14 protein-coding genes, 3 tRNA genes and 1 other RNA gene are annotated in these 17,278 nt (G+C 36.3%); 6 read left to right on the top strand and 12 right to left on the bottom strand.

The genetic code is table 11. The features are described 5' to 3' along the window. Positions 1 to 193 precede the first annotated feature (193 nt). The 7 genes from BTR42_RS05570 to BTR42_RS05540 form a co-directional block, all read right to left on the bottom strand. Positions 194 to 1,588, bottom strand: coding sequence for an ABC transporter ATP-binding protein (locus BTR42_RS05570; protein ID WP_077496748.1), 1,395 nt, complete (start codon positions 1,586 to 1,588; stop codon positions 194 to 196). Then, positions 1,585 to 1,917 carry a hypothetical protein gene (locus BTR42_RS05565; protein ID WP_077496746.1) on the bottom strand — a complete coding sequence of 111 codons (333 nt, stop codon included), beginning with the start codon at positions 1,915 to 1,917 and terminating at the stop codon, positions 1,585 to 1,587. The genes BTR42_RS05570 and BTR42_RS05565 overlap by 4 nt, the downstream gene beginning before the upstream one ends. A gap of 6 nt (positions 1,918 to 1,923) precedes the next feature. After that, complete coding sequence (locus BTR42_RS05560; RefSeq protein WP_077496744.1) at positions 1,924 to 3,645, bottom strand: ABC transporter ATP-binding protein; 1,722 nt, start codon at positions 3,643 to 3,645, stop codon at positions 1,924 to 1,926. A 209-nt stretch (positions 3,646 to 3,854) separates the two neighbouring features. Beyond that, a complete protein-coding gene (lepB, locus tag BTR42_RS05555; RefSeq protein WP_012961909.1) occupies positions 3,855 to 4,412 on the bottom strand; it encodes a signal peptidase I in 558 nt (185 codons plus the stop codon). A 466-nt stretch (positions 4,413 to 4,878) separates the two neighbouring features. Then, on the bottom strand, positions 4,879 to 6,381 hold the full coding sequence (gene pyk / locus BTR42_RS05550) for a pyruvate kinase (protein ID WP_009854093.1): 1,503 nt from the start codon (positions 6,379 to 6,381) through the stop codon (positions 4,879 to 4,881). Between the two features lie 81 nt (positions 6,382 to 6,462). Further along, entirely contained in the window at positions 6,463 to 7,479 is a 1,017-nt protein-coding gene (gene pfkA / locus BTR42_RS05545) for a 6-phosphofructokinase (protein WP_009854092.1), read from the bottom strand. A 90-nt stretch (positions 7,480 to 7,569) separates the two neighbouring features. Then, positions 7,570 to 10,677, bottom strand: a complete 3,108-nt coding sequence (locus BTR42_RS05540) for a DNA polymerase III subunit alpha (RefSeq protein WP_077496742.1) — start codon at positions 10,675 to 10,677, stop codon at positions 7,570 to 7,572. A gap of 177 nt (positions 10,678 to 10,854) precedes the next feature. On the opposite strand from BTR42_RS05540, the gene BTR42_RS05535 reads away from it, so the two are divergent. Genes BTR42_RS05535 through BTR42_RS05525 form a run of 3 tightly spaced genes read left to right on the top strand, consistent with a single transcriptional unit; the run spans position 10,855 to position 12,705 of the window. After that, complete coding sequence (locus tag BTR42_RS05535; RefSeq protein ID WP_009854090.1) at positions 10,855 to 11,223, top strand: GntR family transcriptional regulator; 369 nt, start codon at positions 10,855 to 10,857, stop codon at positions 11,221 to 11,223. Between the two features lies 1 nt (position 11,224). After that, positions 11,225 to 11,923 carry an ABC transporter ATP-binding protein gene (locus BTR42_RS05530; protein WP_009854089.1) on the top strand — a complete coding sequence of 233 codons (699 nt, stop codon included), beginning with the start codon at positions 11,225 to 11,227 and terminating at the stop codon, positions 11,921 to 11,923. Between the two features lie 8 nt (positions 11,924 to 11,931). After that, positions 11,932 to 12,705 carry a hypothetical protein gene (locus tag BTR42_RS05525; protein WP_009854088.1) on the top strand — a complete coding sequence of 258 codons (774 nt, stop codon included), beginning with the start codon at positions 11,932 to 11,934 and terminating at the stop codon, positions 12,703 to 12,705. Between the two features lie 178 nt (positions 12,706 to 12,883). On the opposite strand, the gene ssrA is transcribed toward BTR42_RS05525, so the two are convergent. After that, positions 12,884 to 13,234: a transfer-messenger RNA gene (gene ssrA / locus BTR42_RS05520) on the bottom strand. 90 nt (positions 13,235 to 13,324) lie between these two features. Between ssrA and BTR42_RS05515 the strand changes: the two genes are divergently transcribed. The 3 genes from BTR42_RS05515 (at position 13,325) to BTR42_RS05505 (ending at position 15,177) form a co-directional block, all read left to right on the top strand. Then, positions 13,325 to 13,936, top strand: a complete 612-nt coding sequence (locus BTR42_RS05515; protein ID WP_009854087.1) for a TVP38/TMEM64 family protein — start codon at positions 13,325 to 13,327, stop codon at positions 13,934 to 13,936. Positions 13,937 to 14,108: 172 nt separating this feature from the next. Then, positions 14,109 to 14,489 carry a CidA/LrgA family protein gene (locus tag BTR42_RS05510; protein ID WP_012961905.1) on the top strand — a complete coding sequence of 127 codons (381 nt, stop codon included), beginning with the start codon at positions 14,109 to 14,111 and terminating at the stop codon, positions 14,487 to 14,489. Further along, entirely contained in the window at positions 14,482 to 15,177 is a 696-nt protein-coding gene (locus tag BTR42_RS05505) for an LrgB family protein (protein ID WP_009854085.1), read from the top strand. Before BTR42_RS05510 ends, BTR42_RS05505 begins: the two co-directional genes overlap by 8 nt. Before the next feature lie 431 nt (positions 15,178 to 15,608). Here the strand turns inward: BTR42_RS05505 and BTR42_RS05500 are convergent. The 4 genes from BTR42_RS05500 to BTR42_RS05485 form a co-directional block, all read right to left on the bottom strand. After that, positions 15,609 to 15,680: transfer RNA gene (locus tag BTR42_RS05500), tRNA-Arg, on the bottom strand. Between the two features lie 70 nt (positions 15,681 to 15,750). Then, a complete protein-coding gene (rpsA, locus tag BTR42_RS05495) occupies positions 15,751 to 16,947 on the bottom strand; it encodes a 30S ribosomal protein S1 (RefSeq protein WP_009854084.1) in 1,197 nt (398 codons plus the stop codon). Positions 16,948 to 17,074: 127 nt separating this feature from the next. Next, a tRNA-Gln gene (locus BTR42_RS05490) sits at positions 17,075 to 17,146 on the bottom strand. A 33-nt stretch (positions 17,147 to 17,179) separates the two neighbouring features. Next, positions 17,180 to 17,260, bottom strand: a tRNA-Tyr gene (locus BTR42_RS05485). Between the last annotated feature and the right edge of the window lie 18 nt (positions 17,261 to 17,278).

Below are 17,278 nucleotides of genomic sequence, written 5' to 3'. Positions count from 1 at the left end.
CTTATTTTTTAAATTGGTATAGTCTAATAAAGACTTCTAAAACCTAACAACATCAGTATATAATTTTGATTTTATATTGTCAACAATTAAATTGGTATAGTTTTGTATATACCAATTATCGATTGGTATATCTCATAAAAAAACAGAGCAGCTACTGCTACTCTGTTGTGATGAAGCCAAGATATAAAGTTATCTAGTAAGACCAAAGGTTACGATAATTTTTACTCTGTTGAAGCAATTCTTCATGCTTTCCAGTTTCTACACATCTCCCGTTTTCAAGAAATACAACATAATCTGCTGCTTTTACCATATTAATATCATGGGTAACGGCAACAATGGTTTTATTTTTAAGCTTCTCAGTCAACAACTCAAGAACCTTACAGTCGCTTGTCGAGTCTAAGGCATCTGTAATTTCATCAAATAAATAAATGCTTGCATCTTTAGCAATAGACCTAATAATTGAAAGTTTCTGTTTTTGCCCACCTGATAAATGCTCTCCCATTTCACCAACTTGAGCATTTAAAAATTTGGCACTGTCTTTGATATCAAATCCCAAGCTACTCGTTAGTGAAAGTAATTCAGTTTCATCAGAGGCTGTTACACCGTACACCAAATTTTCTTTAATCGTTCCAAACATTAATGGACTATTTTGAATGGCATAGCTGATTTGACGACGCCACTCATTCAAAGAATATTTTTGAATATTTTCTTTTCCATAATAAATATTTCCCGAATTTGGTTGGTACAAACGTTCAATTAATTTTAAAAGTGTAGATTTACCAGAGCCGTTCGTTCCCACAATTACGGTTAGCTTGTTTTTTGGAATACAAAAACTGACATCGTCTAAAATAATTTTATCGTTATAAGCAAAAGAAACCGAGTCAAAATAAAGTGCTTGTTCCAACGCCTCACCAAGCAAAGTCTCACCCACATTTAGCAATTCAGAATTTGCTTTCATGATTTCAGCAATTTTCGAGCAACATCCTAGACCAGTCTTTATATTCTGATAGTACATCAAAATCACAGACATACCTGCATTCAAATTTCCCTGCGTAACAAACACAAAAAATGTGGTAAAATCTCCTAATGACAATTGCTGTTGACTCATCAAAAACGTTCCATAACCAAGAACAATTAAATTATTCAATAAATTGGTCATCAAAGTTAAAGAATTACTGACAATATTCACTCGCGCCATAACCATTTCAGAATGGTATTGCTCCTCAATGATTGCTTTTCCCTTGACAAACTCTTGAGTCTCCATGCCATAGGATTTTATCTGTTTGATATTTGGAAGTTGAATGCTTAGATATGATGTCAATGTGGATAGATTATCTTGAATATTTTTTTGAGCCCCATAAGCAAGACGACCAATAATTTTCATTGAAAACACAACCCACAAAGGAACAACTAAGAGCAATAGTGTCAGATTTTTGTTCACTCTTAACATCTCAAGGTAAACCAGAAGAATTGAACAAATCGTACTAAATAAATTAAAAATTCCGCTTAAAGCCAAGCCAAGACCTGTGCTATCATTGGTGACACGACTTGTCAAAGAACTTGCGCCTTCTGATATTATTCGCTTCATTGGAAGTTGAATGATTTTATTCCATACCCCCACAGTCCTGAAATATTAATCTTCAAGTCCACGATATTAAAGACAAGTATTGTTAAAAAACTAAACACTAAATTGGCTAAACTAATAAGGCTATAATCAAAAACAAGATTTCCATTAAAAATCATGCCCTCCATTATATCGCCAAGTAAAACAGGTAATTTCACAAATAACTTAGCTGATAAAATATCCATTCCTAATGTCAAAAAATAGAGATACCAAGGCACATTTGCTTCTTTTATCAATCCCCAAAAACTTTTCCATTGCCCCCTAGTCTCCGAATTTTCAATAATATTTTCCATCTTTTCCTACACTCCCTGACGATAAAGATTTCGATACACAAGGCTTTTCTCAAGAAGGTCTCTATGTTTTCCCCAGGCTTCTATCTTCCCTTGATTAAGAACAAGAATATTGTCAGCTTGACTAACATACGACATCTTATGAGAAACTAAAATAACCGCTTTTTCTTTTGCCAATTCAAACAACAATTCAGCAATTTTAGAAGAACTTTCAGTATCAAGATTGGAACTATGTTCATCCAAGATAAGGTACTTAGCCCCGCGCAATATCGCTCTAACAATCATTATTTTTTGTCTTTGACCGCCAGAAAAATTTTCACCGAATTCTTCAACTTTCGTATCAAGCCCTAGTGGCAATTCCGTTATAAAATCTCCTAAACCAACTTTTTGACAATAAAAAATAATCTCATCATCAGAGTAATTTTTTGTGCAACCATACAATAAATTTTCGCGAATCGTTTTTTCTGTCAAACGTATGTTTTGTGGAACCCACGCAAAGTTTTTTCGCCAATCAGAAAGTTTGAAGTCAGCAACATTATGCTGTCCATAAGTTATCTTTCCCGAATTCGGAGAATAAAAACGCTCAATCAAACCTAAAATCGTCGATTTTCCTGCTCCATTTTTGCCGACTAAAGCAGTTATACCTGTCTCAGGAATGCTAAAAGAAATATTTTCAAGAACCGTTTTCTCTCCATACCCAAACGATACTTGCTCAAATGAAATAGCATTTTCATTATTTAATAAAGCAATTCCTTCATCGAGATTTTCTTCTGATTGACTTGAGATATTTGATAATCGATTAACTGTTCCTTGCAGCCCTTTTAACTCATCCCAATAGTAAGGAAACATCTCTAAATATTGAGACATGTAATAATAAAACATGAAATAAGCAACCCACTCCCCTTTACTAATAACGTTTTGTGTCACCATAATACCACCAGCTATAATGGTAAATAAACTACCCAAAAGCGTTACAAATTGTGATAAGTAGGTAAAGGTATTAGTCACCATCTGTGCCTTGAAACTTGTTTGATAATAATCTGATGACAAATTTTGTGCACGTTCTTGTTCACTTTTTTCGGTCAAGAAAACCTTTATCAAAGAAATGTGGTTCATCACTTCCGAAACGACTTCAGTCAAATATGATAATTTGGTTTGTGTTTTATGATTAAATTTAAACACAACACGCCCAGAAAAAAATGCCAAACCAAGCTGGACAACTCCAACAGAAATGGCAATAATTCCCAACTTCCAACTATATTTGCCAATCATCACTAAAGAACTAACAATGTAATATCCTCCAGAAATCATATTCGGTAAAATTTCAGAAAATAAACTTCCTACTGCGGATGAATCAGTTGTCAATCTACTGATAAGCTCTTTGGAGCCATTCTTTTCGATTTCAACAATTGGTAATCTTAAAATCTTTCCAAAGATGTATTCTCTCAAATGCTTTGCAACACGAGCATTAAGACTATACTGCAAAAAAGACACCAAAAAATCAACAACAGCCGTCAGAATAATAACACCGATAAAAGTTGCCATTACACGATTACCATAATCACCATCAATAATACGCTCAGTATAATCTGGCAACAACAACCCTAAACTAGAAGAAATTAGTGAAATACTAATTGTTATTCCAATGAATAACCAAGGTAAGTGTGCTTCATGCAATAAATGAAAGAAAGCCTTCCAAGACGCTTCTTTTCTCTGAAATAATTTACTCATAAACTCCCTTCCTACCAACAACAAATAGTGATAATAGGTCTATAAAACATAAATGTAAATCCATTTTATCATTTGTATATACTTTTATCTAATAATTATTCTTAATCAAGTGATAGTTAAAACTTATCACTAAGGTACTTTTGGAAGAAAATTTTCTATTTCAGAATTTAAATAATATCAAATTGCATAAAAAAACAGAGCAGCTACTGCTACTCTGTTGTGATGAAGCCAAATTTACTTAGTGGTAATAGTTTAAACGTGACGACACCACGTATCTGACTTTCTTTAATCAGACCAAATGTACGACTATCATTTGTATTCTGACGGTCATCGTTTAATACCAGATAACTTCCCTTTGGCACCTCGCTATATTTATCATTCGTGATAGTATTAACAGAAAAATCAGATGTAAAGGCTTGTTGATTATCCGATGTCGATAGATATTCAGACTTAATTTGGCTAATGTATGGCTCTTCTTGAACTTCGTTGTCAATATATAGGATATCATCCATAACTGTCGCACTTTCACCAGCAGTCGCAATAACACGACTAATATAAAAAGTACCATCAACTTCATAAACAATAAAATCCTTGTATTGAGGAGTCCGATTACGATTGACAACTACAACATCCCCATTCGACAAATACGAATTAGCCGCATCTTCATGAACTTTAAATGTTGAAAAAACAAAAATCCTCAACAAGAATATCGCCAAAATAGCTATCAAAGCTATAATAATATTTCGAATAAAATCGCGCTTTACCATAATTTCTCCTATTCTTTGTTCTATTATATCATTTTTCATTGTATAAAAAAAGTAGGTCATTTAACCCCAAAATCAAGAAAAAGCCGCTAACACGTAAACATAACAGCCTATATAGAGTAAGTGAAATAATTTAGAATAAAGAAAAATTTTTAGATTAGATTGGAAAGATATGGATACTTACTTTCAAAAGACAAACAGACTTCAATACAAAGAAATATTTTGCGCCCCACAAACAAAATGAAAGATAAAGTTGTGGACACGATTAATGAATTACCACTCTAGTTTGCCCCAAAATGCCCCACAACATAAAAAAAGCCCTATCACACAGGCTGCAAAGCTTGATATGATAGGCTTTTATATTTTCGTCGTAGACTGCTGGAGATACTCTTCGTTCTCTGAACTATGAGTATCCTAGCATTCCTGACGGAGGTGCGTCAACGAAATCAAAGATTTCTGACTTACCGCCTTATTTTACAGTGCGGATACGCATTGTGTTTGTACCACCTGAACCAACTGGAACACCAGCGACGATAACGATGTTATCACCTGATTGAACCAATCCTGATTCAAGGGCAGCTTTTTCAGCAACTTCAAACATATCATCAGTTGATGCAGGTTTTTCAGTTACAACTGGAATAACACCCCAGTTAATCATAAGTGATTTTTGAGTTTTTTCGTCAAATGTTACAGCCAAGATGTCAGCATCTGGACGGTATTTAGAGATAAGACGAGCAGTGTTACCAGATTCAGTAAGAGCTACGACAAGTTTAATATCCATTGAGCTTGTTGCATCTTTAACTGCTGAAGCCACAACTTCTGTTTTAGAAGTACGAGCGAATGATGATGAATCAAGACGTCCGTATTCGTTAAGAAGAGTTTGAGCATTTTTATCAATTGTAGCCATTGCACGAACAGCTTCAACTGGGTATTTACCATTTGCAGATTCACCTGAAAGCATAGTTGCATCAGTACCATCGATAACAGCGTTGAATACGTCAGATACTTCAGAACGAGTAGCACGTGGTTTGTCAGTCATTGATTCAAGCATGTTAGTTGCTGTGATAACTGCTTTACCAGCTGCATTAACTTTAGTGATAATCATTTTTTGGTAAACTGGAACCATTTCGAATGGTACTTCGATACCCATATCACCACGAGCAATCATGATACCGTCAGCAGCTTCGATGATTTCATCAATGTTGTCAATACCTTGTTGGTTTTCGATTTTAGCGAACAAACGAACGTGTCCGTTACCAGTTTCTTCACAGATAGCACGAACTTCGTTAACGTCTTTTGCAGTACGTACGAATGAGATAGCGATAAAGTTAAGACCTTGTTCAAGACCGAAACGGATATCAGCGTTGTCACGATCAGCAAGAGCTGGGAATGGGATTTTAGTGTAAGGAATGTTTACACCTTTTTGTTTAGCGATGATACCATCGTTTTCAACTTCAACTTCGAATTCACGGGTTGCATCATCTTTAGCAATAACACGAAGACCAAGTTTACCATCATCAACAAGAACTTGTTTACCAACTTCAACATCATCGTAGATGTCAAGAGCGCCAGCAACGTTCAATGCGATAACTTCACGAGTTGATTTGATACCTTGTTTAGTAGCAACACGGATTTTTTCACCAGTTTTGTATGAATATTCTTTAGCGTCACCTTCAAAAAGTTCAGTACGGATTTCTGGACCTTTAGTGTCAAGAAGGAAACCAACTTTTTGACCAGCAATTTCTTCTGCACGACGTACAGTTGCCATACGTTCACCTTGTTCTGCGTGGTCACCGTGTGAGAAGTTGAAACGGAAGACGTTTGCACCTTCTTTAATCAATTCAGCGATTTTTTGAGCTGATGCTTCAACATCAAGGCTTTCGCCCCAATATCCATCTTCACCGAATTTTTTACCACCGCGGAGTTCTACCGCAGGACCAAGTGTTGCAACGATTTTTACGCGTTTATTCATGATAATATGAAACTCCCTTTATTTTTCGTCGATTTAACGACTTTTAATAACAATAATAATTTTTAATCTATAAATACAATACTATAAGTGAGCAATGTCACGGTTTAATTTAGCAAAGTCAAGGCGTGCTTTGTGAGGCATGTTAACAATAATGCTTCCATCTTCTGCCAATGAGAACAATGCACCTTCTTCTTTTGTTCCAAGGATTGGGCTTTCTACCAATTCTTCGTTGTGGATACCAACAGCAAGTCCACCACGTCCTTCAAGAAGAAGTTCAACGGCGTGTGCACCCATCCAAGAAGCAAGAACACGATCACGAGGTGATGGAGCACCACCACGAAGGATGTGACCAAGGTTTGTAGCACGAAGGTCGCTAGTATCTCCAGCTTCTTTCATCAATTCAGCAAATTTTTCGGCATGCATAACACCTTCAGCAAGAACGATTAGGTGACGTTCTTTACCTTTGTTTTCATAACCATCTTTAACTTTTGCAACAACGTCTTTGATGTCGTATTCTTCTTCAGGGATGATGATTTGGTCAGCACCTGCAGCAATACCAGACCAAAGAGCGATATCACCAGCGTTACGTCCCATTACTTCGACAACGAAAGTACGTTTGTGACTGAATGATGTATCACGGATTTTATCAAGAGCTTCCATAGCTGTGTTAACAGCTGTATCAAACCCAATAGTATAATCTGTACCAGCGATATCGTTATCGATTGTACCTGGAATACCGACAGCTGGGAAACCATGTTCAGTCAAGCGCATAGCACCATGATAAGAACCATCACCACCGATAACAACGACACCTTCAATACCGTGTTTTTTAAGTTGTTCGATACCTGCTAATTGTCCTTCAAGAGTTGCAAACTCAGGATAACGAGCAGATTGAAGGAATGTACCACCATGTGACAAAGTATTTGACACACTTTGAGCATCCAATGGGAAGATATCGCCTTCAACCATACCAGCATAGCCACGGTTGATTCCGAAAACTTCCATTCCTTCTTTAATTGCTTTACGAACAACTGCACGAACAGCAGCATTCATACCAGGAGCGTCGCCGCCACTAGTTAAAACAGCAATACGTTTCATTTTGCTAATACTCCTTTTATTAATCTAACGTTCTTATTATAGCACATTACTTTGTAAAAAGCTTCACTTTATTTGATTTTTACTTAATTTTTATTGATAAATCGTTTTCAAAGTATAACTTGATAGCGCTTCAATAAGCTCAGTTGTCCTTTGAACCAAATGTCTTTGACTTTGCAATGTTTGCTTACTATCTTGATAGTGTAAAATCACTGGAATGTTTCCTGGATATTGTGATAATATCTCAGAAATTTCATTATCATGGAGATGATTTGGAAGTAAGAGCCATAATCGTTCACTACTTGCTTCTTGAATATGATTTAAAATCATCTGCAAGCGGTTGTTTCGATTCTGAATTTTTCCAGTAAGGTAATAAAATCTTCCTTCTTGAAGCTCATCTTTGAAACGCGCAAAGGTTTCTGGGAACAAGGTAACATCGAATTTTTTCTGAGTATCTGTAACACTCAAAAATGCCATTTGCTCACCTTTCGTTTTTGTCCTGATGACACGAATCTGATTAAGTTCCACCAAAATAGTTGCTTCGGTATTTTCTTGCAAATCTGCTAGCGCTGTAAAATCTTTTGTGGATTGCCTTGCGATTTCTAAAAGCGGATGTGGGCTAATTCCTACGCCTAACAAACTCTGCTCTAAGCGGTATTTTTCAGCATTTGGATAATCTTCTGTCTCAATCCAACTATAAGACGTATCCGCAAATAGACTCCCGAGCTCATTGACAAAGATAAAGAGGGGGTCAAGGTTTTCAATGATTTTTCGACGATTTTTATCAAATTGGTCAAAAGCACCAACTTCTACAAGAGGTGTAATCATCTCTCTCTTTTGATAATTCTCTGGCAATCGTGTTAAGAAATCCTCGACACTGCTAAATGGACGATTTTCAATAATCCAGTAGCATAAATCGCGTGGAACACCTCTTAGATTTTTTAAGCCAAGGTAAATCTGTCCATCTGAAATTTTATCGCTGTAAGGAACGGTATTGATATCGATTTTCTTAACTTTAAATTGTGAATCCAGAGCGTCTGTAATATAATCAGCGCTAGAATAATTCAACATAACGTCGTAAAAAACAGCAGGATAATGCGCTTTAAAATAAGCCAGTTGGAAAGCCAAAGCTGAATAAGCAAAAGCATGGCTTCTATTAAAACCATAGCCAGCAAATTTTGCCATACGACTAAATAAATCCTTTGCCGTTTCAAGTGGACGTCCTAATCGTTGCGCTCCTTCTAAGAAATCACTTTCCATTTTTTGCATGTCATCAGCCTTTTTCTTAGACATGGCACGACGTAACAAATCCGCTTTTCCGAGAGTGAAGCCAGCATAAATTTGAGCGATTTGCATAACCTGTTCTTGGTAAAGCATGATGCCATAAGTTGGCTCTAAAATCGGTGCTACCAATGGGTCAATCAAATCCACTTCTTCTTGCCCAAAACGACGTTTGATAAAGTTTTCAGTGTAATCACTAGCACCTGGTCGGTTTAAACTAGTCGTTGCAACAATATCTTCAAATTGACGTGGTTGAATACGTTTCAAAAGATTAATTGCTCCAGCTTGTTCAAACTGGAAGATTCCCTTGGTCTTGCCAGCCGCAAATAATTCTAAAGTCTTTTTATCCTCTAAATCTATTGATTTAATATCAATAGTGACCCCATAATCTTTAGCAACTTTTTCTTGCATACGTTGGACAAATGTCAAATTACGTAAGCCAAGAAAGTCCATTTTCAAAAGACCATTTGCCTCAACTGCTTGAGCATCATACTGCGTAATCATCATGTCTTCGCCAGCTTTTAACGGAATATGTTCTGTTAAATTATCATCGCTCATAACAACCCCTGCCGCGTGGATAGAGGTCTGACGTGGATTGCCTTCAATACGTTTTGCAATCGCAAATGCTTTTTGATATTCAATTTTAGAATTAATAATCTGACGGAAAGAAAGATTTTTCTCGTAAACCGACGTTAAAGTATCTCTGAAACTGATTTTTTTCGTGATATTTGTCAATTCATGCTCAGGAGCCCCAAACCGTTTAAAAACATCACGAATGGCTTGTTTTGCTCCAAAGGTTGAAAACGTCACAATCTGCGCTGAATGCAAACTCCCGTAACGATTACGCACATAATGAAGAAACTCGCTACGATACACATCTGGCAGGTCAATATCAATATCTGGCATGCTGTAACGTTCTTCATTCAAGAAACGTTCAAAAAGTAGGTTATTTTTGACTGGGTCAATTCCTGTAATATCAAGGGCATAAGAAACCAAGCTTCCCGCAGCTGAACCACGTCCCATTCCCATATAATAACCACGACTTCGACCAAAACGTAACAAGTCCCAGACAATTAAGAAATAATCATCAAAGCCCATTTTATGGATAACTGATAGTTCTTTTTTTAAACGCTCTTGATAAGCTGGCAGCCACAAATTTTTAGCTCGCAATCCCGCTTCTGTTCGTTCAATCAATTCTTCCTGTGCTGGCTTTTGACGATTAAATCTTGGCAATTTTAAATCTGTGTCAAACTCATAATGAATGTTTGATACGAGCTTTTCCTGATTTTCTAACGCTTGCGGAAATGTCTCTCTAAACGCTTGTGTCAAAATATCACAAGCTAACAGATTTTGTCCTTGAGATGCAGGCGGAGCATCTTTTAAGCTAATATTATCACGAATAGCGTGTAGCATGTGAAGAGTTTCCACCTCATTAGTTTCAAAATAACGAACCGTATAAAGCGGAAAAATCGGCTTTTCATATGCTTTTTGAGGCGAATTAACATCAACCCCAATGTAGTAATCAAAAGGAAGCGACAATGTCTCTAATTCCTCGAAATAAGGCACTACTATGGCTACACCAGTCAAATAATCAGAGAGTTCGTCTAGCTGAATGTCTGAAGACATCTGTTTACTCGAAATCTTCATCAAATTTTTATAACCGGTTGTATCTTGCGCAAGTAGGTAGAGTTTTAACGATAGTGTCTCCTCAACGGCAAAAGATAACTCTAACCCAACAACAGGCTGCAAGGATTGTTTTTTAGCCTCTTCAATAAAATGAAAGGCTGCGTAAAGATTATCCTTGTCCATAATTCCAATTGTTTGATAACCTAAAGATTTAGCCGCTTTAACATACCCCTCTAAGTCAATCAAGCTATCCATAAAAGAATAGACAGTTTTCGTGTCTAACTGGGCAAACATAAAAAACGCTCCTTTCGTTAAAATACTTAGTTCTATTATACACTAAAATAGTATTAAATTTAGTTTTTAATATAAATAGGAAATAAAGATGACAGTTTCCTTGACTTTTCAAACTTATTTCTGTACCATTTATGTAGTACAAGACTTCTTTGAAAATTAAATAGAAAGGGGTATCGTATGTCCTGGAAATTTGATGAAAAATCACCCATTTACGTTCAAATCGCACAGCATATCAAAATGCAGATTATCAGTCAAGAAATTAAAAGCGGCGACCAACTCCCAACTGTCCGTGAACTTGCCGAAGAAGCTGGTGTTAATCCCAACACCATGCAACGTGCCTTTTCAGAATTAGAACGTGAAGGTATGGTTTACTCTCAACGAACATCTGGGCGTTTTGTAACAGAAGATACCGATCTTATCATGCAAAAACGTCGCGAAGTTGCCGAAGCTGAACTCCAATCATTTGTTAACAATATGCAAAAAATGGGGTTCCAAATCGATGACATCGTTTCTGTATTAGAATCTTATATCAAGGAGAAAAATTAGGATGACACAACTGCTCCAACTGCATCACGTTACCAAAAAATACAAAAAGCATGTGGCTATCGATGATGTTACACTCAGCCTTCCTGCTGGTAAAATTATTGGTTTACTCGGTCCAAACGGCAGTGGTAAAACAACACTCATAAAATTAATGAATGGACTTCTTCACCCAACCACTGGCGATATTGTCATTGACGGTTATCGCCCTTCTGTGGAAACAAAGAAAATCGTTTCATATCTACCTGACACGTCTTATTTGCGAGAAAATATGAAAATCAAGGATGCTTTGACATTATTCGAGGACTTCTATAATGATTTCTCACGTGAAAAAGCTGAGCATCTTTTAGAAGACTTAGATCTCAATCCTGATGAGCAACTCAAAAATTTATCTAAAGGAAATAAAGAAAAAGTCCAACTCATTCTAGTCATGAGCCGCCAAGCTAAGCTATACATTCTTGACGAACCGATTGGCGGTGTTGATCCAGCAGCACGAGAATACATTCTACGCACAATTATTAATAATTACTGTGAAGATGCTTCAGTTGTTATTTCAACACATTTAATCGCTGAAATTGAACCCATTCTTGATGAAATCGTCTTTCTTAAAGAAGGAAAAGTGATCTTACAAGGAAATACCGATGATATTCGTGAAGAGTATGGTAAATCAATTGACTCACTCTTTCGTGAAAAATATAAAGCTTAGGAGGAATTATGTTTTCAAAACTTTTAAAATACGAACTAAAATCCGTTGGCAAGTGGTATTTTGCTCTCAATGCTTCTGTTATTGCCATTTCATTTTTCCTTGGCTTTAGTATAAGATCTCTTGAAGCATATGCCCAAAATCAGTCTGGAATCAACTCTGCACACTTCGCTCAGCTTATTCCAATTATCTTAGCTTTAATTTTTGGTGTGTTAGTTGCTGGTGCTTGGATTGCAACCTTGGTGATTATTATTCGTCGATTTTATAAAAATGTCTTTGGGCGCGAAGGTTATTTAACATTGACACTGCCTGTTTCCTCTCACCAACTAATTCTCTCTAAGCTTCTTGCTTCATTTATATGGACTGTTTTCAATGCTATTGTCCTAGTAATTGGAATTACTCTTCTTGTCTTACCAATTTCTGGTGTCGGAAGATTTTTAATGGCTCTTCCTTACTTTGCATCCCTCTTTACACCGACTGAATGGTTAATTATTTTCATTTGTTTCATTCTATCAAGTCTTTCAGGTATTTTAATGATTTATCTTTCTATTGCTGTTGGACAATTATTTACGGATAGACGTGCGCTCATGGGCTTTGTTGCTTACTTCGCTATTGCTATCATCGTCATTATTTTATCTGAAACGATTAGTGGTCAACTCACAAGAGACACATTTGATATTAGTATTAATCTTTTTACTTATTCTGGGATTGAATGTCTTATTGAGGGGATTGTATTTTACTTTGCAACTAACTATCTATTGAAAAACAAGCTAAATATTCAGTAGAAACATCAGCCAAGCTGATGTTTTTTCTATTGTACAACAATCCGTTTCAAATCACATAGTTTTTTCAACCAAGAAACCTAAAACAAGACTCTCAAAAACACAAACTAGGCAAAACACAAAAACAAAAAACGTTGATATAACAACGTTTTGGAAAACTTTACTAAACTATGAAAAGCTTTGATGGAGCCGGTGGGAGTCGAACCCACGTCCAAACACCTGCCAATACATTTGTCTACAACCATAGGTTATGTTTTTAATTTAACTTAATCTCGATACATAACTCAAACCTAGATGAAGCGAGTCTATTAATCTCTTTTTGGTCAGCTAGACAATAACCAAACGTAGCTTGTTAATCAATGAAACCTCTAGCAAAACACAAGCAATTCTGTAGAGATCACGCGAGCTGGTTTTTAGGCAGCTACAGCGTAAGAATTTGTATTTTTTGCAGTTATATTTAACTGGCAATTTTACATCTGCCGATGAGTCGCAAAATGTACCTCATAATGCCTGTCGAATCCGTAACGACCCCAGATATTATAAAAGTGGAAAACCACTCTGACTATTATAACAGATAAAGTTTAAAATAGCAAAAAAACATCACTTATGATATGATAACATTATGAAAACGAAAATGTCTAAGCGCTATGTGTTTTTTCAGCGACTAATCCAGTTTTTAGGAATTTTAGCCTTGATTGGTACTTTAGCTTTAGTGGTTTGGTTTTACCGATTAGGGATCTTGAATGATAGCAACGCCTTGAAAGATTTTGTCCAACGTCACCAATTCTGGGGACCATTAATTTTTGTTTTGGTTCAAATTTTTCAAGTTGTTTTCCCAGTTATCCCTGGTGGTGTAACAACTGTAGCTGGCTTCCTTATTTTCGGTCCTTGGCTCGGTTTTTTGTACAATTATCTTGGAATTATCATTGGAAGTATTATCCTCTTCTTGCTCGTCCGTATCTATGGAAGAAAATTTATTTTGCTATTTGTAAATGAAAAAACTTTTTACAAATACGAAGCAAGACTTGAAACAAAGGGATTTGAGACATTTTTTATCCTTTGTATGTTGTCACCGATATCTCCTGCTGATGTATTGGTGATGATTACTGGACTGACACGTATTTCTCTACGACGTTTTATTCTAATTATCATGCTCGCAAAACCGATTTCCATTATTTCATATAGCTATATTTGGATTTTTGGTGGCGACCTTATCAAAATGATTTTGCATTAAATTCAATGTTAGGGTGATTTGATTCACCCTATTTTTATTTCTAAATCATCTTCGTATTACTTCTACTGACATGATGAAACTCACCATATTTACATGAAATTTTCATGTAAACGTTTCAAGAACCTTGAAAAATCCCTACATAGTAGTAGACTTATAACGAAGGAGTTTACTAATGAAGTTATACGTTCAATTTATGATTATTCTGGTCTTTTCATTTATTGGAGAGGCAATTTCAAATTTGTTGCATTTACCCGTTCCTGGTAGCATTATTGGGCTAGTGCTACTTTTTCTTGCGCTCGAATTTAAAATTATCCGCCTTAGACACATTGACGTTGTCGGAAATTTTTTATTGAATAATATGACCATTCTTTTTTTGCCTGCAGCTGTTGGGATTATGGAAAAATTTAACGATATTAAGGATTACCTGCTCCCTATTACTATCATTATTTTAGGTGCGATCTTCCTAAACGTTGCCGTTATCGGTTTTGTTGTGCAATTTATCAAAAAACGTTTTGAAGGAGATTACGTTGATAAAGGAGTCCGTCATGAATGAGGTTATCACAAATCCAATCTTTGGTATAATGGTGTCAATTCTTGCCTATTTAATGGGAATGTTAATTTTTAGACGTTTTCCGCATCCAATTACAACACCATTACTTCTAGCTACTTTTTTTATTATCGCCTTTCTAAAAATAAGTAACATTTCGTATGCCGACTATTACGTTGGAGGAAGCTACCTAAACACGCTTATCGTTCCTTCGACTGTCGCACTTGGAATACCGCTTTATCGCTCATTTCACCTAATGAAACATCACATCAGAAGCATTCTGTCAGGTATTTTAATCGCTTGTATTGTTAACACTACATTCACAGCACTTATCGCTAAAACTTTTGGAATTAAATACCTCTTAGCTATTTCTTTATTTCCCAAATCTGTAACAACTGCTATGGCAGTTGGAATTACCGACAAAATGGGCGGAATTACAACAGTTACCCTTGTCGTTGTTGTCATCACTGGAATTTTAACTAGCGTTCTTGGTCCAGTTTTTCTAAAACTTTTAAAAATTGATGATCCAGTAGCGATTGGATTAAGTCTTGGTGGTACAGGACACGCTATCGGAACAGGGACAGCCTTAAAATATGGTCATGTCGAAGGCGCAATGGCTGGTCTCGCCATTGGCGTGACAGGAATCGTATATGTTATTATTAGCCCAATTGTTGCTCAAATTATTCTGAAATAACACTAGTATAAGAACCAAGTTTGAGAAATCATCTCAGACTTTTTTACTATGTAGAAATTCAAGCTATAAATCTTAGCAAGAAAACAATAGCTACTCAAAAATCCTAGCCAATTCATGCATAAAAACCGCAGCAACAATTCAATCTTTCTAAAGGAAGATTCCCCTAATTTTCTTTCCCCAAAATTATGAGTCAAGTTAATTCAAAACATAACAAACTTTTTAATTTATATCATCTGTACTCTAATAGTTTTTTAAGGTATTGTACCAAATAGCAAACATTATCTTAGATATTTAGGCAAAAAAGATCTGCAAATACCTTGATTTTTTTATTTGGTAATGTCCTTGAATGACTCTAAAGCTTTTCGAAATAAATAACGTTTTTATACTTCAAAAAGCCTTGATTTCAAGGCTTTTTAGGTAGATTATAACTCTCCACCCTAAGGGAATCGAACCCCTATTTCAAGAACCGGAATCTTGCGTGATATCCATTACACTAAGAGTGGCAACTTATTATATTATACCACATCAAAGTAAAAAGAAAAGACCTGTTAAACAAGTCTTTTCTAATTATTATTATAATTCAATATCGCCAAACAAGTCAGCCATTGAGAATCCAGTTTGAGTTTCTGGAAGTTCGTAATCACGTTTAGCTTCACGTTTTGGACGACGTGGACGAGATTGACGTTTTTCTTCATTTTCAGCTTGTGCTGGACGTTCTTCAAGAGCTTTGATAGAAAGTGATACACGTTCTGCAGCAGCGTTAACATCAAGAACTTTAACATTAACTTCTTGACCTACTGAAAGGACATCTTTTGGATTTTCAACACGTTTGTGTGAAATTTGTGAGATGTGAACAAGTCCATCGATACCAGGTAATACTTCAACGAAAGCACCGAAGTCAGTCAAACGTTTAACTTTACCTTCAACAACATCACCAGCAGCAAGTTTTTGTTCTACACCATCCCAAGGTCCAGGTGTTGTAGCTTTAAGTGAAAGTGATACACGACCTGCTTCTTCGTCAATTGAAAGAACTTTAACTTCAACTTCTTCACCAACAGAAACAACTGATTTAGGTGATACGTTACGTTCGTGAGACAATTCAGTCACGTGAACAAGTCCGTCAACACCACCAAGGTCGATGAAAGCACCAAAGCTTGTCAAACGAGCAACTTTACCTTTAACGATTGCGCCTTCTTCAAGTTTAGAGAAGACTTCTTTACGAGCTGCAGCAGCTTTTTCTTCAACAACTTCACGACGTGAAAGAATGAAGCGGTTTTCAGCTGGAACAACTTCTTTAATTTTAGCTTCGAACTCTTGACCAACAAATTTTTCAGTGTTACGTACAAAACGAGTGTCGATCATTGAAGCTGGGATGAATCCGCGAAGTCCTTCAAATTCAACTGAAAGACCACCTTTAACAGCACGTGTACCTTTAACAGTAACAACTTCACCTTCACGACCAACAAGTTTATCCCAAGCTTTGCGAGCTTCCAAGCGTTTTTTAGAGACAAGGAAAGTAACTGTATCAGTATCTTTACCTACAACTTGACGAAGAACAAGAACTTCAACTGTGTCGCCAGTTTTAACAAAGTCATTGATGTCAGCATCACGATCGTTAGTCAATTCACGAAGTGTAAGGACACCTTCAACACCTGTTCCTTCGATAACAACGTTTGCTTGATCATTATCAACAGTTAAAACTTCCGCAGTGACTACATCACCAGGGTTTACTTCGCTAACACTGTTTAGCAAATCTTCAAATTCATTCATTCTAAAAAATCCTCCAACAAAAGCTAGCTAATGCTAACTTTTGACAACAATAATATTTCTCAAGGTAACCCGCAACGACAACAACTTTTATCTTTGACGGTGTCAAGCCGAAACTTGATACCTTTGACTGGGGTAGCTGGATTCGAACCAACGCATGAGGGAGTCAAAGTCCCTTGCCTTACCGCTTGGCTATACCCCAAAAACAATGTACAATCTAAGACTTCTCTTAGAATGGAAGGGGAGGGATTCGAACCCCCGAACCCGAAGGAGCGGATTTACAGTCCGCCGCGTTTAGCCTCTTCGCTACCCTTCCGTTACAACAAAAACTATT

Source organism: Streptococcus gallolyticus subsp. gallolyticus DSM 16831, assembly GCF_002000985.1.
Taxonomy (GTDB): domain Bacteria; phylum Bacillota; class Bacilli; order Lactobacillales; family Streptococcaceae; genus Streptococcus; species Streptococcus gallolyticus.
Note: the sequence above shows the minus strand (reverse complement) of the source record. Positions and strands in the feature narration are given on the sequence as shown.

What these genes read in the sequence shown, in the direction of transcription:
- BTR42_RS05570 (WP_077496748.1), bottom strand. Translation starts at nt 1,588, where the DNA reads ATGAAGCGAATAATATCAGAAGGCGCAAGTTCTTTGACAAGTCGTGTC.
- BTR42_RS05565 (WP_077496746.1), bottom strand. Translation starts at nt 1,917, where the DNA reads ATGGAAAATATTATTGAAAATTCGGAGACTAGGGGGCAATGGAAAAGT.
- BTR42_RS05560 (WP_077496744.1), bottom strand. Translation starts at nt 3,645, where the DNA reads ATGAGTAAATTATTTCAGAGAAAAGAAGCGTCTTGGAAGGCTTTCTTT.
- lepB (WP_012961909.1), bottom strand. Translation starts at nt 4,412, where the DNA reads ATGGTAAAGCGCGATTTTATTCGAAATATTATTATAGCTTTGATAGCT.
- pyk (WP_009854093.1), bottom strand. Translation starts at nt 6,381, where the DNA reads ATGAATAAACGCGTAAAAATCGTTGCAACACTTGGTCCTGCGGTAGAA.
- pfkA (WP_009854092.1), bottom strand. Translation starts at nt 7,479, where the DNA reads ATGAAACGTATTGCTGTTTTAACTAGTGGCGGCGACGCTCCTGGTATG.
- BTR42_RS05540 (WP_077496742.1), bottom strand. Translation starts at nt 10,677, where the DNA reads ATGTTTGCCCAGTTAGACACGAAAACTGTCTATTCTTTTATGGATAGC.
- BTR42_RS05535 (WP_009854090.1), top strand. Translation starts at nt 10,855, where the DNA reads ATGTCCTGGAAATTTGATGAAAAATCACCCATTTACGTTCAAATCGCA.
- BTR42_RS05530 (WP_009854089.1), top strand. Translation starts at nt 11,225, where the DNA reads ATGACACAACTGCTCCAACTGCATCACGTTACCAAAAAATACAAAAAG.
- BTR42_RS05525 (WP_009854088.1), top strand. Translation starts at nt 11,932, where the DNA reads ATGTTTTCAAAACTTTTAAAATACGAACTAAAATCCGTTGGCAAGTGG.
- BTR42_RS05515 (WP_009854087.1), top strand. Translation starts at nt 13,325, where the DNA reads ATGAAAACGAAAATGTCTAAGCGCTATGTGTTTTTTCAGCGACTAATC.
- BTR42_RS05510 (WP_012961905.1), top strand. Translation starts at nt 14,109, where the DNA reads ATGAAGTTATACGTTCAATTTATGATTATTCTGGTCTTTTCATTTATT.
- BTR42_RS05505 (WP_009854085.1), top strand. Translation starts at nt 14,482, where the DNA reads ATGAATGAGGTTATCACAAATCCAATCTTTGGTATAATGGTGTCAATT.
- rpsA (WP_009854084.1), bottom strand. Translation starts at nt 16,947, where the DNA reads ATGAATGAATTTGAAGATTTGCTAAACAGTGTTAGCGAAGTAAACCCT.